Consider the following 13,517-nt stretch of genomic DNA (forward strand, 5'->3'; position numbering starts at 1 on the left):
ACGAAAATACGTCACAACCTTTAATTTTCATACAATATAGAAGTGAAGTTTAATTATTTAATAAATATTTAATCTTTATTATACCTATTTAGGGTAATGTCTTAGAATATTCTACAAATATGGAATTTTTTAAATTGAATTACGCTTTCGCGAAAGCGAAACTATAACCATTTTAAAAACAAAACGACGACCAAAAAAGGCCGCCGTAATGCAATTTGTAGTCCCAAAAACTAACAAAATTTATTTTACTATAAGTTGTATCGTAACAGCATCTCTATCTGTTTCTACTTTTAAGATATACATTCCAGTACTTAAAATGGTTGATGGTTTTATCGATTGAGAACCATTGAAGTCATTTGTATGAGTATAAATACTTTGACCTAAAGTATTATACAATGTCATAGTCACTTCTTTACCAGTTAAATAATTACTATTTACTTGAAAAGAGTTATCTATTACTGGATTAGGAAACACGTCTAGGTCGTTTTCTAATAATGACTGCTCGAGTGATAGTATCGATGCCTCATACTCTATCCTAAATCTATCGCTACTACTAGCTGCGTTTACACTAAAGTTAACAGCGTTTACACCGTTTTGTAATACTGTGCGTGTTCCTATTTCATTATCTACTAGAATAGCTATTACACCACTGTTTAAATTAAGGTCTAATTCCATCACATAGTTATTTATTCTATAATTAGAAATATGTAGTGGTGTTATATCTCCTGCCTGTGGATGTTGTGTTTTTTCTACACTTAGAATATCACCATCATTTGATATAGCAAGTGTTTCATCTAAGTTGTTAAACTTTAATGCATCACTGTTATCTACCTGGTCGTTATATGAATTATTAAAACGCATCACAGCTTGATCTAAAATAGTCCTAGTTGCAGCGTCTTTTAAACCGATGATTATGTTATTATCTAATTCATAAGCTCCAAAAACTTGAGTCAGAGGCTGGCTAACTGCTTTTTGAGATTCTTTAAATGTTAAAGCACTAACACCGCTAGTAGACACAAATAGGGACTGTCCTGGTTGCAAGAACTTATTTGCTGTACTCGAAAAAGGTACAGCATCACCATTTTCAGTTCCTAAATCTACTGTAGCATAACCGCCACGTACATTTAAATTAGGATCCCAAACATAAACAAAGTTTGCGTTCACACCACTAGTTGTTGCATCTAATAAGACGCTTTTAAAATCTACGACTGCCTGGTATGGGTTTGCTATCATTGCAAACTCTCCATTACTAGTTGCATAAGATGCCGCATAATCTCCTGTATGTAATACACCACTAGATCTTAGTGTAGTATTAGAAGGTGTTGCTGCATTATTTGTTAAATCTGTATTACGATCACCTCTTACTAACATTCTCATAGGTGTACCTATAACTAATTGTTCTATGTTAGTATTAGGAACTGCGTTCCATAAAAAATTGTCATTATCAAATGTAAATAGAGAATAAGCTCCTGTAGAGGTAACATCAAAACCGTTTGCAGCGCTAGGTCCTGTAATATGCGTACCTAATCCTGTTGCAACATTTCCATCCTCTTGCCAGTTTTCTCTTATACTCGCGGTAGAGTTTACTGAAGAACTAAGGAATCTAAAAGCTCGTTTTGCTGGTATGTAACGCTCTACTTTTACACTACCGTTAATAGTTGCTAGACTAGCATTATCTAGTTGACCTGTTGCGGTTGCATTACTCTTAAATACAATATTATTATTGGCATTTATAACAGATGACTGAGGTCTTAAGACATTATAAATATTTGTAACAGCATCAAAGGTCACTCCAGCTGTGTTGTTAACCTCTAGAATATCTAAGTCCATAGATCCAGTACCAGTTACTGTCTGACTAGATGCTCCACTTATTTCTAGAACACCATCTGTTGCATCTACTAGACCATCTACAGTCAGATTTCCTTTTAAAGCAAGTGTTGCATTAATATCTAGCGTACTCATAGCACCTGATATTTCCATATTATTAATTACTGAATGAACTGCAATAGGCGCTACTCCACTTAATACTAGAGCATCTAAATCTCCTGTTTCTGCATGAGGAGCAAAAGGTGACCATGCACCTGCATCATATACAAGGGTAGGATCTTCTATGGCTATAGTAAATACATCACCTAATAGGATAGTTTCTGAATTACCTAAAATTGTATATTCAAATGAGTCTTCACTCACCAGCTCTATAGAGTCATGTACATATTGAATATTACTACTATCTATATCTCCTTGAGTAAATGAATCTCCTACGTTAAGATCTACACCGTTTAATTGAATCTGTCCATAATCTACATCGTTAGTTACTACATAAGTAAGGTTTGCATTAGTAAATCCTGTTTGAACCGATCTTAATAATGTATTATCGATGATGCTAGTTGCATTAAAAGCACTTGTTAATCCTAAGTTTCTATTATTATCTATATCATTTACATATTGTAATCTACCACAAACGGTAACTGAAAACTCATTGAATGTCCCACCTGTACCAGCAGTTCTATCTGTAGCTAGTAATGTCCACTCTCCAAGAGCACTGGCATTATTAAATCTTGTAAATGCCTGCCCTGGTCTTTGATTACCTATTAAAGCACCTGTATAACCAGGATTACAACCAAAATTTTGTGTTCCTTGATCACTAACGGTAAGATCAAAATTTACACCAGCAGCACACTCACGATTATACACCTCTGCAAATCTTCCTGTAGGAGCGCTTAATTGCATTTTAATATGACCTGTATCTCCATGAGTAGCTCTCATATAAAAGCTGAGATTAGTTACTTGAATATCATCAGTAACGATTACTTTGGCAGCAACTGCATTTACACTAGTATTCCATACGTTTTGGTTTGAAGCATTTTGAGCCGTGTTCTCATAGGTCTCGTTATCATAAGTAATACAAACATCTTGTGCCGTTTGAAAAGAACTTATAGAATTAACAGTTCCTGCGATACAATCACTAGAAGGCGTTACTTTCCAATAATAGATTTTCCCTGCTTCTAATCCAGTAGGCTGGTATGAATTCACAAAAGAAACCATCCCAGATTCTGCAATTGTAGAAAAACTAGGACTTTCTGATATTTCAATAAAATAATTAGAAGCACTAGCTAGATCCTCCCATTCTAATAATGGGTTTGCTACTTGATTTCCTGCACCATTTACCGGTGCTATTTGAATAACATCTCCTATACTATTATCAAATAATTTAAAAGTAAAATCTTTGACTATAGTTGCTGTAGAAGATTGTGCCTCTACAATAAAATCGTACTGATTTGCATCTACCGCAGATGTTCCTGAAATAACAACATCTACCATAGCATCTACACTAGTAGTGTTAGGATTAAAGCTTGCTGTTAATCCTGCTGGTAAACCTACTGCGCTAAATGTAACCGTTTCATTAAAACCAGGCGCAGCGTTGTATTGAAAAGAAGTTGTACCGTTTCCAGGTTTACAAACTGAAAAATCTTCTGTTACTGCGGTTAATTCAAAAGTTCCTTCTTTTATTTTAAAATTCCCATTATTTACATTGTAAAAGTAATTCCCAACAGCTTCCACAATAATTCTAGCAGTAGTCGTTTTTGTTCCAATAGGTATAGTCACATCTCTAGAACCTGTATTACTAACATTACTTGCTAGAATGAAGGGAAATGTATACCCACCATCTAATGATAATTTTACATTTACTTGCTCGGCTAATAGAGGCTGGTTAGTATTTGCAACGTCCCATGTTACGGTTCTCACTTCTCCTTCATGCCATATATCTGTTTCCCCAGGAGTGTTTACAACAAAAGGTCCTGCAGCTGTGTTGGGTTTCACAACAACTTCTGCCTGATCTGTCTGACCACCATTAATATTATTATCATAAATAGTAGAAACAAATGTCATTTCTCTTGTTGCAGTAGAAAGTGTTTCCCATATATCGTCAACTCCATTCAATACTTCTTCCTGATTAGGAAAGTATCTTGTAGGATTAGTAGTAGCAAACTTTGACCTGAACATAGGTCCTCTAGTACTAGAACCTATAGGTGGTTGAGTAGCACCAGTATTAGCAGCTGCACCAGTATCTAACTGATCCCAACGATACGTATAAATTTCTCCTGTATCAGGCGCTTGAGAAGAAATTGCTGTTAATTTAAATGGAGTACCTATAGGCATAAATTTCTCTGCTAAATCTTGCGCATTTGGAGCTGTAGGATTATTAGATGCTAAGGACAGCTCATTATCACAAGTATCTGACGCAATAGTAGAATGCATTTGTTGCAAACTTCTTGCATGAAAATAGGCATCAGAATTATCTTGAACATTAGGAGCACAAATCCCAGCATATCCCATTATAGTAGAAGCACTTCCAGTTTCATAAGGCTGAGAAGAAGGACTTAATCCAAAACAGCCATTATAAAAAGTATGACTTGCACCAAATTGATGGCCTAGCTCATGTGCAACATAATCAATGTCAAAAGGATCAAACTCTGGAGTAACTATTCCGGTAACACCTCTAGCTTTAGAACTTGTTCTACCACCACATCGTATAGCACTCGCTAGACCACCACCGCCGGTTGAGAACACATGCCCTACATCATATAAAGCCGCTCCAGCAGATCTAGCCGTATCATTTGTTCCACCACCGAAAACTTCATTTATATTATTAGTATTTATACCTATTTGCTGACTAGGACTATAATTATCATAAGGATCATTATTAGGGTCAGTGTAGATAATACTTCCATTATTACCTACTAGCGAAAATCTAATAGACATTTCTTTTTCAAAAATAGAATTTACCCTAGTTATGGTAGTAACTATTCCGGCAATCGCGTCATCCACCGAACCTCCATTACCTGCATCTCCATCATCATGGTAAGCAGTATATTCTGCAGTAGCTGCTACTGCTAATCTATACGTTCTGAATGCTCTATCTCTAAAAGTCTTAATATCCACATCTACGTGAGATTTACTTAAAAGATCTAAATTACCTTCTACGACCTCGCACGCAAAATTATCATCACTAGCACGGTTAAGATCTTTTCTATTATAGATCATAATAGACTCGGGAGATACTTTAGAATATGGATCCATATAAAGAATCTTCTCTCCAGTTATTAAACCATGAAAACCTTTAGGTGTTATGGTAAAATATATTTTATTTAAAAGGTTTGTTTTACTTTGACCTACATAAGACTGAATCTGTGGGTATTGAGCATGGAGCTCTTTAGAAACAGTACCAGAAGTGTAGACATTAAATGTTTCAAATTTATCATTACCTAGTGGGAAGTCTACTTCTATAGCTGTGCCTCCATCAAATCTATCGACTGCTCCATCTAACTTGATAGAAAGTGCCTCTACATTAATGTCAAAAATATCAAACTTATTAGGTTGTATAGGTCTTAATTCTTTGGAGACTTTACCTATAATAGACATATCCGGACTTTTCCAAATAGTTTGTGAATAGGTTAAGAACGGTAAGTGAATTAAGAATGCAAAAAATAAAATTTTGTTCATTTGTTATGAATTTTTGGGTTATTAAATATCCAACATTTTACCTTGATATTCACCATTTCATCAATAAAACAAATTTTTTACAGGGTTTTAACGCGCTTTATCGATCAAAAGACTTTAAAAACAAATATTTGTCAATAAAAAAACCACCTATATTCTAGGTGGCTTGTGTTTTTCCGCTTTCGCGAAAGCGGAAAATATCTATTAATTTAAAACTGAAAAGCTTTTCTACCTGGATAATAAGCAGCGTCACCTAACTCTTCTTCTATACGGATGAGCTGGTTATACTTTGCCATACGGTCTGAACGTGAAGCAGAACCAGTTTTAATCTGTCCCGTAGATAAGGCTACAGCAAGGTCTGCAATAGTATTATCTTCAGTCTCTCCGCTACGGTGTGACATTACAGATGTATATCCTGCTTTGTGAGCCATAGTAACAGCTGCAATAGTTTCTGTAAGTGTACCGATTTGATTTACTTTAATTAAAATAGAGTTTGCAATATCATTTTCGATACCTCTAGAAAGTCTTTCTACATTTGTTACAAATAAATCATCACCTACCAGCTGTACTTTATGACCTGCTTTTTCTGTCAGAAACTTCCAACCATCCCAGTCGTTTTCATCCATCCCATCTTCTATGGAAATAATAGGATATTTATCTGCTAAATCAGCAAGGTAACTAGCCTGTTCTTCTGATGTTCTAATAACCCCAGAGTCACCTTCAAACTTAGTGTAATCATACTTATCGTCTACAAAAAACTCTGCTGCAGCACAATCAAGTGCAATCATCACTTGAGTTCCTGGCTCATAACCTGCATTTTTAATGGCTAATAAAATAGTATCCAAAGCATCTTCAGTCCCATCTAATTTAGGAGCAAAACCACCTTCATCTCCTACGGCAGTGCTTAAACCTCTATCTTTGAGGACCTTCTTTAAATGATGGAATATCTCCGTACCCATTTGCAGAGCATGAGAAAAACTCTCAGCTTCTACCGGCATTACCATAAATTCTTGAAACGCAATAGGAGCATCACTATGCGATCCACCATTAATAATATTCATCATAGGAACAGGAAGAGTACTTGCACTCATACCACCTATATATTTATATAAAGGCTGGTTAAGCTCACTAGCGGCGGCCTTTGCACAAGCTAACGAAACACCTAATATGGCATTTGCACCTAGATTTGCCTTATTAGGCGTACCGTCTAATTCTATCATTAATTGATCAATGTATGCCTGTTCAAATACTGAGGTTCCTAAAAGCTCTTCACCAATGATGGTGTTCACATTTTTAACTGCTTTACTTACACCTTTACCCATATAAGCCTTACCTCCATCACGCAATTCTACAGCTTCATGCTCACCAGTAGAAGCGCCAGATGGTACTGCTGCTCTACCCATAATTCCATTTGATGTAACCACATCTACCTCTACAGTAGGATTACCTCGTGAATCAAAGATTTGTCTTGCGTGAACTTCTATTATTGTACTCATATTGTTACTTCTTTTGTTGAATTAATAAGATTTATAAATTTATCAAATAAATAAGTAGCGTCATTAGGGCCAGGGCCCGCTTCTGGATGATATTGCACAGAAAAACAAGGTTTACTATTGTGCTTTATACCTGCCACAGTATTATCATTAAGATGGTAATGTGTGATTAAAATATCTGAATTATTTTCTGTATGTTCTCTATTAATAGCAAAACCATGATTCTGAGAAGTGATTTCTCCTTTACCTGTTTCAACATTCATCACAGGATGATTAATACCACGATGACCGTTATGCATTTTAAAAGTGGAAATACCATTAGCAAGAGCAATAACTTGATGACCTAAACAAATACCGAATAAGGGCTTCTCTTCCTTTAATATTTCCTTAGCCGTAAGAATAGCCTGAGTTAAAGGTTCTGGATCTCCTGGTCCGTTAGATAAGAAATAACCATCTGGGTGAAAAGATTTCATTTCTTCATAAGTAGAATTAAAAGGAAAAACTTTTATGTAAGCTCCACGACTCGCTAAGTTTTGTAATATATTTTTTTTAATTCCTAGATCTAAAGCTGAAATTCGAATTTCAGCATTTTCATTTCCGTAAAAATAAGGTTCTCTACAAGAAACTTTAGAAGCTAACTCTAAACCTTTCATAGACGGAACAGAGGAAAGTTGCTTTTTAAGTTTTGATAAATCATCTATTTCGGAAGAAATAATAGCATTTTGAGCACCATTATCTCTAATGTAAGAAACCAACGCTCGAGTATCCACGTCTGATAAAATAACTAGATCTTTCTTCTCTAAATAAGACAACAGATCGCCTTGAGCCGATTCTCTCGAAAAGACGTCAGAGAAGTTTTTACATATAAGGCCCGCGATTTTAACAGAATCTGACTCCTCGTCCACATCGCTAACGCCGTAATTACCTATGTGCGCATTTGTTGTAACCATGATTTGCCCGAAATAAGAAGGATCTGTAAAGATCTCCTGATAACCGGTAGTACCAGTATTAAAACAAATTTCTCCGGTGGACGTTCCACCTTTACCTACCGCCTTACCGTGAAAAATGGTTCCATCTTCCAGCAAAATAATGGCGTCTTTTTTCTCTAAATATCCCATAGTGAGTTTAATTTCAAAAATAATCTAAAAAAAATGCAAAAAAAAAGGATCAATGAAATAATCATTGATCCTTTTACTATATAATGTAAAGAAATTTATTCTTCTTCATTTGACTTTGTATCAGCAACAGGTGCAACAGAAGATGATTTACTTCTTCTTCTACGACGCGTAGATGTTTTCTTAGCACCAGCTTCTATCTTATAAAGTTCATTATAATCAACAAGCTCAATCATAGCCATGTCTGCGTTATCACCAAGTCTATTACCTAATTTGATAATTCTAGTATAACCACCTGGACGGTCACCTATCTTTGCAGCTACATCTCTAAAAAGCTCCGTTACCGCATCCTTACTTCTAAGTTTTGCAAATACCAACCTTCTATTATGAGTTGTATCTTGTTTAGACTTTGTAATCAATGGCTCTACGAACTGTTTTAGAGCTTTAGCCTTTGCCACAGTAGTATTAATACGTTTATGCTCAATAAGAGAGCAACTCATATTTGATAACAACGCCTTACGGTGAGCTGTCTTTCTACTTAAATGGTTTACTTTTTTTCCGTGTCTCATTTTGTATTATATTCTTGAACTAGGATAAGCCTAGTCACGGTCTAATTTATATTTTGCTAGATCCATACCAAAGTTTAAACCCTTGACATTTACTAATTCTTCCAACTCAGTTAATGACTTCTTACCAAAGTTTCTGAATTTCATTAAATCATTCTTGTTGAAAGAAACAAGATCACCTAATGTATCTACTTCAGCAGCTTTCAAACAATTTAATGCTCTTACCGAAAGCTCCATGTCTACTAACTTAGTTTTAAGCAACTGACGCATGTGAAGACTTTCTTCATCATAAGTTTCAGTTTGAGCTATTTCATCTGCCTCTAACGTAATTCTCTCATCAGAAAACAACATAAAGTGATGAATCAAAGTCTTAGCCGCTTCAGTTAACGCATGCTTTGGATGAATACTACCATCTGTAATAATTTCAAAAACTAACTTTTCAAAATCAGTTTTTTGTTCTACACGGTAGTTTTCAATGCTATACTTTACATTCTTAATAGGCGTAAAGATAGAATCTATTGCTATAGTACCAATTGCAGCATTTACGTTTTTGTTTTCTTCTGCAGGAACATAACCACGACCTTTTTCAATAGTAAGTTCTAAATTAAGACTAACACTGCTTTCAGTGTTACAAATAACCATGTCCGGATTCAATACTTGAAATCCTGAAATATGCTTTTGTAAATCTCCAGCAGTGAACTGGTTCTTACCTGAAAAAGATACATTAACAACTTCACTATCCACTTCGTCAATTTGTCTTCTAAAACGAACCTGTTTAAAATTAAGGATGATTTCAGTAACATCTTCAACTACACCTTCGATTGTTGAAAACTCATGATCTACACCTTCAATACGAATTGAAGTTATTGCAAAACCCTGTAAAGAAGATAAAAGTACTCTTCTAAGTGCATTACCAACGGTAAGTCCATAACCTGGTTCTAGCGGTCTGAATTCGAATTTTCCTTCGAAATCAGTAGAATCAATCATGATTACTTTATCCGGCTTTTGGAAATTTAATATTGCCATAAGATTACTTAATGAATTGGTTATTATTTAGAGTACAATTCTACTATCAGCTGCTCCTTAACATTTTCAGGAATCTGAACACGTTCTGGAACGCTAACAAAAGTACCTGATAAGGAGGATTTATTGAAAGTTAAAAAATCATAAACGCGATCATTACTTGATAAAGAATCATCAATGACAGCTAAAGATTTAGACTTTTCGCGAACCGCCACAACATCACCTGGCTTTAATTGAAAAGAAGGAATATTAACCAATTGACCGTTAACCGTCATATGTCTGTGAGAAACAAGCTGTCTAGCACCTCTTCTAGTTCTAGCGATACCCATACGGTAAACAACATTATCTAACCTTGACTCACAAAGTTGAAGCAATACTTCACCAGTAATACCAGTACTACGAACAGCCTTATCAAACATAAGTCTAAATTGCTTTTCTAAAATACCATAAGTATATTTAGCTTTTTGCTTTTCTTTGAGCTGAACAGCGTATTCAGACTCTTTACCACGGCGCCTTGCGTTACCGTGCATTCCTGGAGGATAGTTTTTCTTCTCCAAAGCTTTACTAGGGCCAAAAATTGGTTCTCTAAATCTACGAGCTATTTTTGCCTTAGGACCTCTATATCTTGCCATTATTATAAATTTTGTGAGAGATGTATCTTGAATTCAGGTCTATATCCTTCAATGATCTTATAATCCCTCGATATTAAAATTAAATTAAACTCTTCTTCTTTTCGGAGGACGACAACCGTTGTGTGGTAATGGAGTAACATCAATAATTTCAGTTACCTCTATACCAGCGTTGTGTATGGAACGTACCGCGCTTTCACGACCATTACCAGGACCCTTTACATACGCTTTTACTTTACGTAATCCTGCTTCGTGAGCAACTTTTGAACAATCTTCAGCTGCAAGTTGTGCAGCATAAGGAGTATTCTTTTTTGAACCACGAAAACCCATTTTTCCAGCTGATGACCAGGAGATCACTTCACCCTTTTTATTAGTTAAGGATATCAATATATTATTGAAAGAAGATGAAATGTGAACTTCACCAACACTATCCACTATAACTTTACGTTTTTTAGCTACCGCTTTAGACTTTGCCATATCAGTTACTTATTATTTAGTTGCTTTCTTTTTATTAGCAACAGTCTTACGTTTTCCTTTACGTGTACGAGAATTATTCTTTGTGCGCTGTCCTCTCAATGGAAGACCAGATCTATGACGAATACCTCTATAACATCCTATATCCATAAGACGCTTTATATTCAGCTGCGTTTCAGATCTCAATTCACCTTCAATGGTAAACTCTCCTATAGCAGCACGAATCTTACTAATCTCATCATCGTTCCAATCGTTAACCTTTTTGTCAACACCCACACCAGTAGACATAAGAACTTCTTTAGCACGATTTCTACCTACACCGTAAATGTAAGTTAATGCAATCTCTCCACGTTTATTTTTAGGTACATCTACCCCTGCAATTCTAGCCATAGCTTACCCTTGTCTTTGTTTAAATTTAGGATTCTTTTTGTTAATGACGTATAATCTGCCTTTACGACGAACTATCTTACAGTCAGCACTTCTCTTTTTAATTGACGCTCTTACTTTCATTTTAGTATCTATAAGTTATCCTTGCTTTCGAGAGATCGTAAGGACTCATTTCTAATTTTACTTTATCACCAGGTAATAATTTGATATAGTGCATACGCATCTTACCTGAAATGTGCGCAGTCACCACGTGACCATTTTCTAATTCAACTCTGAACATTGCATTAGAAAGTGCTTCTATAATAGAACCATCTTGTTCTATCGCTGATTGTTTTGCCATTACGCTACTGCTTTTCTATTCTTACCTGTCTTAATCAAGCCATCATAATGACGATTCAGAAGGTAAGAGTTAATTTGTTGCATCGTATCTATCGCCACACCTACCATAATCAACAACGATGTACCACCATAAAACAATGCCCAAGATTGAGTAACACCGATCAATGATATAATAGCTGGAAAGATAGCTATCGCAGCTAAAAACAATGAACCAGGCAAAGTGATTTGAGACATAATGCGGTCTAAATATTCAGAAGTTTCCGTACCAGGTCTAATTCCTGGTATGAAACCGCTATTTCTTTTCAAATCATCAGCCATCTTATTAGTAGGTACAGTTATCGCGGTGTAAAAATAAGTAAAAACTATGATTAATAAGGCAAAAGTTAAATTATACCAGAAACCAAAAATATCGCCAAAAGCAACACCAATAGACTTAGCCCAAGAAGCCTCCATCTGACCAATAGCCGAAGGGACAAACATAATAGCCTGGGCAAAAATTATCGGCATAACGCCAGAAGCATTAAGTTTAAGTGGAATATACTGTCGAGAACCAAAAACATTCTTCTCATAACCGCCAGTTGCTGATCTTCTAGCATATTGAACAGGTATCTTTCTAACACCCATTACAAGCATTATACATGCAGCAATAACAACTAACCAAATTATAACTTCCACTATAATCAAGAACCATCCACCTACTCCATCTACTCTCGAACCTATTTCTTGAATAAAAGCTTGAGGCAATGTAGCAATAATACCGACCATGATCAATAACGAAATACCGTTACCAATACCTTTATCCGTTATTTTTTCACCAAGCCACATAGCAAAAACACATCCAGTAACTAAAATTATAGTACTTATAACTAAAAATAAAGTTTGCTGATCCTGCATCATAAATGCTGATTCAGGAACACCCAAAGAACCAAGAGACAACATATAGCTAGGAGCCTGAATTAAACAAATACCGATAGTTAACCATCTAGTTATCTGATTAATCTTTCTTCTACCAGATTCACCTTCTTTTTGAAGTTTCTGTAAATAAGGAATAGCTATTCCCATTAGCTGAACGACAATACTAGCCGATATATAAGGCATGATACCTAATGCAAAAACTGAAGCTTTAGCAAATGCACCACCTGTAAAAGCGTTCAGGATTCCACCAATACCATCCTTAAAATTTGAAGCCAAACCTACTAATTGAGTAGAATCAACACCAGGTAAGGTAATCTGTGCACCAAATCTAAAAACAAGAAGTAAACTAAAGGTCATTAAAATACGATCCCTTAACTCTTGTATACGCCAAACATTCTTTAAATTTTCAATTAACTTCATTTAGTAAAATTAAACTGTTTGTGTCTTTCCACCTACTGCTTCAATAGCAGACTTTGCAGTAGAAGTAAATTTATGTGCAGTAATATTAACTGAAGCTTTCAATTCCCCACGACCAAGTACTTTTACTAAATCATTTTTAGAAACTAACCTCTCCGCTATCAAATCTTCAATAGTGATAGTGTCCGAGAATCTACCTGCATCATGATAGGCCTGAATAACGTCTAAATTAACTCCAGCATATTCTTTACGATTGATGTTTGTGAATCCAAACTTAGGAACACGACGTTGAAGAGGCATTTGACCACCCTCAAATCCTACCTTCTTAGAGTAACCTGAGCGAGACTTAGCCCCTTTGTGACCACGAGTTGCAGTACCACCTTTACCAGATCCCTGACCACGACCAATAATTTTGGAAGATCGTTTCACAGAACCTTCAGCTGGTTTTAAATTATGTAATCCCATTATAAATATTTTTATGCTTCTTCTACAGAAACCAAATGTTGAACTTTTGCAATCATTCCTTGTATCACCGAATTATCTTCATGTTCTACAACTTGATTCATCTTTCTTAAACCAAGGGACTCAAGAGTCCTCTTTTGTCTAGCAGTCCTGTTGATAGCACTACGTATTTTTTTTACTTTTAACTTAGCCATA

The 13,517-nt window shown here is 35.5% G+C and carries 13 protein-coding genes; all 13 read right to left on the reverse strand.

Going from position 1 to position 13,517, the window contains the following annotated elements:
* Nucleotides 1-240: 240 nt before the first annotated feature.
* The 13 genes from Q0838_RS02890 to rpmD all read right to left on the reverse strand — a co-directional run bounded on the left by Q0838_RS02890 (nucleotide 241) and on the right by rpmD (nucleotide 13,516).
* Nucleotides 241-5,505 (reverse strand): reprolysin-like metallopeptidase, encoded by a 5,265-nt coding sequence (locus Q0838_RS02890; RefSeq protein ID WP_298951001.1) that lies wholly within the window; start codon nucleotides 5,503-5,505, stop codon nucleotides 241-243.
* Between the two features lie 206 nt (nucleotides 5,506-5,711).
* Nucleotides 5,712-6,998 carry a phosphopyruvate hydratase gene (eno, locus tag Q0838_RS02895; RefSeq protein ID WP_298951002.1) on the reverse strand — a complete coding sequence of 429 codons (1,287 nt, stop codon included), beginning with the start codon at nucleotides 6,996-6,998 and terminating at the stop codon, nucleotides 5,712-5,714.
* Nucleotides 6,995-8,113 (reverse strand): glutamine-hydrolyzing carbamoyl-phosphate synthase small subunit, encoded by a 1,119-nt coding sequence (carA, locus tag Q0838_RS02900; protein ID WP_298951004.1) that lies wholly within the window; start codon nucleotides 8,111-8,113, stop codon nucleotides 6,995-6,997. Before carA ends, eno begins: the two co-directional genes overlap by 4 nt.
* Before the next feature lie 95 nt (nucleotides 8,114-8,208).
* Nucleotides 8,209-8,679, reverse strand: a complete 471-nt coding sequence (gene rplQ / locus Q0838_RS02905; RefSeq protein WP_298951005.1) for a 50S ribosomal protein L17 — start codon at nucleotides 8,677-8,679, stop codon at nucleotides 8,209-8,211.
* A gap of 30 nt (nucleotides 8,680-8,709) precedes the next feature.
* Nucleotides 8,710-9,702: a DNA-directed RNA polymerase subunit alpha gene (locus Q0838_RS02910; protein WP_298951007.1), complete on the reverse strand. Its 993-nt coding sequence runs from the start codon at nucleotides 9,700-9,702 to the stop codon at nucleotides 8,710-8,712.
* 23 nt (nucleotides 9,703-9,725) lie between these two features.
* Nucleotides 9,726-10,331, reverse strand: coding sequence for a 30S ribosomal protein S4 (rpsD, locus tag Q0838_RS02915; protein ID WP_298951009.1), 606 nt, complete (start codon nucleotides 10,329-10,331; stop codon nucleotides 9,726-9,728).
* 84 nt (nucleotides 10,332-10,415) lie between these two features.
* Nucleotides 10,416-10,805 carry a 30S ribosomal protein S11 gene (rpsK, locus tag Q0838_RS02920; RefSeq protein WP_104515642.1) on the reverse strand — a complete coding sequence of 130 codons (390 nt, stop codon included), beginning with the start codon at nucleotides 10,803-10,805 and terminating at the stop codon, nucleotides 10,416-10,418.
* Between the two features lie 12 nt (nucleotides 10,806-10,817).
* On the reverse strand, nucleotides 10,818-11,192 hold the full coding sequence (gene rpsM / locus Q0838_RS02925) for a 30S ribosomal protein S13 (protein ID WP_298951014.1): 375 nt from the start codon (nucleotides 11,190-11,192) through the stop codon (nucleotides 10,818-10,820).
* Between the two features lie 3 nt (nucleotides 11,193-11,195).
* A complete protein-coding gene (gene ykgO / locus Q0838_RS02930) occupies nucleotides 11,196-11,312 on the reverse strand; it encodes a type B 50S ribosomal protein L36 (protein ID WP_015361145.1) in 117 nt (38 codons plus the stop codon).
* A 1-nt stretch (nucleotide 11,313) separates the two neighbouring features.
* Entirely contained in the window at nucleotides 11,314-11,529 is a 216-nt protein-coding gene (gene infA / locus Q0838_RS02935) for a translation initiation factor IF-1 (protein WP_013549436.1), read from the reverse strand.
* Nucleotides 11,529-12,863, reverse strand: a complete 1,335-nt coding sequence (secY, locus tag Q0838_RS02940; protein ID WP_298951046.1) for a preprotein translocase subunit SecY — start codon at nucleotides 12,861-12,863, stop codon at nucleotides 11,529-11,531. The genes infA and secY overlap by 1 nt, the downstream gene beginning before the upstream one ends.
* A 9-nt stretch (nucleotides 12,864-12,872) precedes the next feature.
* Nucleotides 12,873-13,325 (reverse strand): 50S ribosomal protein L15, encoded by a 453-nt coding sequence (rplO, locus tag Q0838_RS02945; RefSeq protein WP_298951050.1) that lies wholly within the window; start codon nucleotides 13,323-13,325, stop codon nucleotides 12,873-12,875.
* 11 nt (nucleotides 13,326-13,336) lie between these two features.
* The gene (rpmD, locus tag Q0838_RS02950) at nucleotides 13,337-13,516 is read right to left on the reverse strand and encodes a 50S ribosomal protein L30 (RefSeq protein ID WP_298951052.1); all 180 of its coding nucleotides are present in this window, start codon (nucleotides 13,514-13,516) and stop codon (nucleotides 13,337-13,339) included.
* Nucleotide 13,517 lies beyond the last annotated feature (1 nt).

The organism is uncultured Nonlabens sp., from assembly GCF_947495285.1.
Classification (GTDB): domain Bacteria; phylum Bacteroidota; class Bacteroidia; order Flavobacteriales; family Flavobacteriaceae; genus Nonlabens.

Bases quoted from the DNA above. Each gene is read 5' to 3' on its own strand.
- rpsD (WP_298951009.1), bottom strand. From the start codon at position 10,331: ATGGCAAGATATAGAGGTCCTAAGGCAAAAATAGCTCGTAGATTTAGA.
- eno (WP_298951002.1), bottom strand. From the start codon at position 6,998: ATGAGTACAATAATAGAAGTTCACGCAAGACAAATCTTTGATTCACGA.
- rpsK (WP_104515642.1), bottom strand. From the start codon at position 10,805: ATGGCAAAGTCTAAAGCGGTAGCTAAAAAACGTAAAGTTATAGTGGAT.
- carA (WP_298951004.1), bottom strand. From the start codon at position 8,113: ATGGGATATTTAGAGAAAAAAGACGCCATTATTTTGCTGGAAGATGGA.
- rpsM (WP_298951014.1), bottom strand. From the start codon at position 11,192: ATGGCTAGAATTGCAGGGGTAGATGTACCTAAAAATAAACGTGGAGAG.
- secY (WP_298951046.1), bottom strand. From the start codon at position 12,863: ATGAAGTTAATTGAAAATTTAAAGAATGTTTGGCGTATACAAGAGTTA.
- Q0838_RS02910 (WP_298951007.1), bottom strand. From the start codon at position 9,702: ATGGCAATATTAAATTTCCAAAAGCCGGATAAAGTAATCATGATTGAT.
- infA (WP_013549436.1), bottom strand. From the start codon at position 11,529: ATGGCAAAACAATCAGCGATAGAACAAGATGGTTCTATTATAGAAGCA.
- ykgO (WP_015361145.1), bottom strand. From the start codon at position 11,312: ATGAAAGTAAGAGCGTCAATTAAAAAGAGAAGTGCTGACTGTAAGATA.
- rpmD (WP_298951052.1), bottom strand. From the start codon at position 13,516: ATGGCTAAGTTAAAAGTAAAAAAAATACGTAGTGCTATCAACAGGACT.
- Q0838_RS02890 (WP_298951001.1), bottom strand. From the start codon at position 5,505: ATGAACAAAATTTTATTTTTTGCATTCTTAATTCACTTACCGTTCTTA.
- rplO (WP_298951050.1), bottom strand. From the start codon at position 13,325: ATGGGATTACATAATTTAAAACCAGCTGAAGGTTCTGTGAAACGATCT.
- rplQ (WP_298951005.1), bottom strand. From the start codon at position 8,679: ATGAGACACGGAAAAAAAGTAAACCATTTAAGTAGAAAGACAGCTCAC.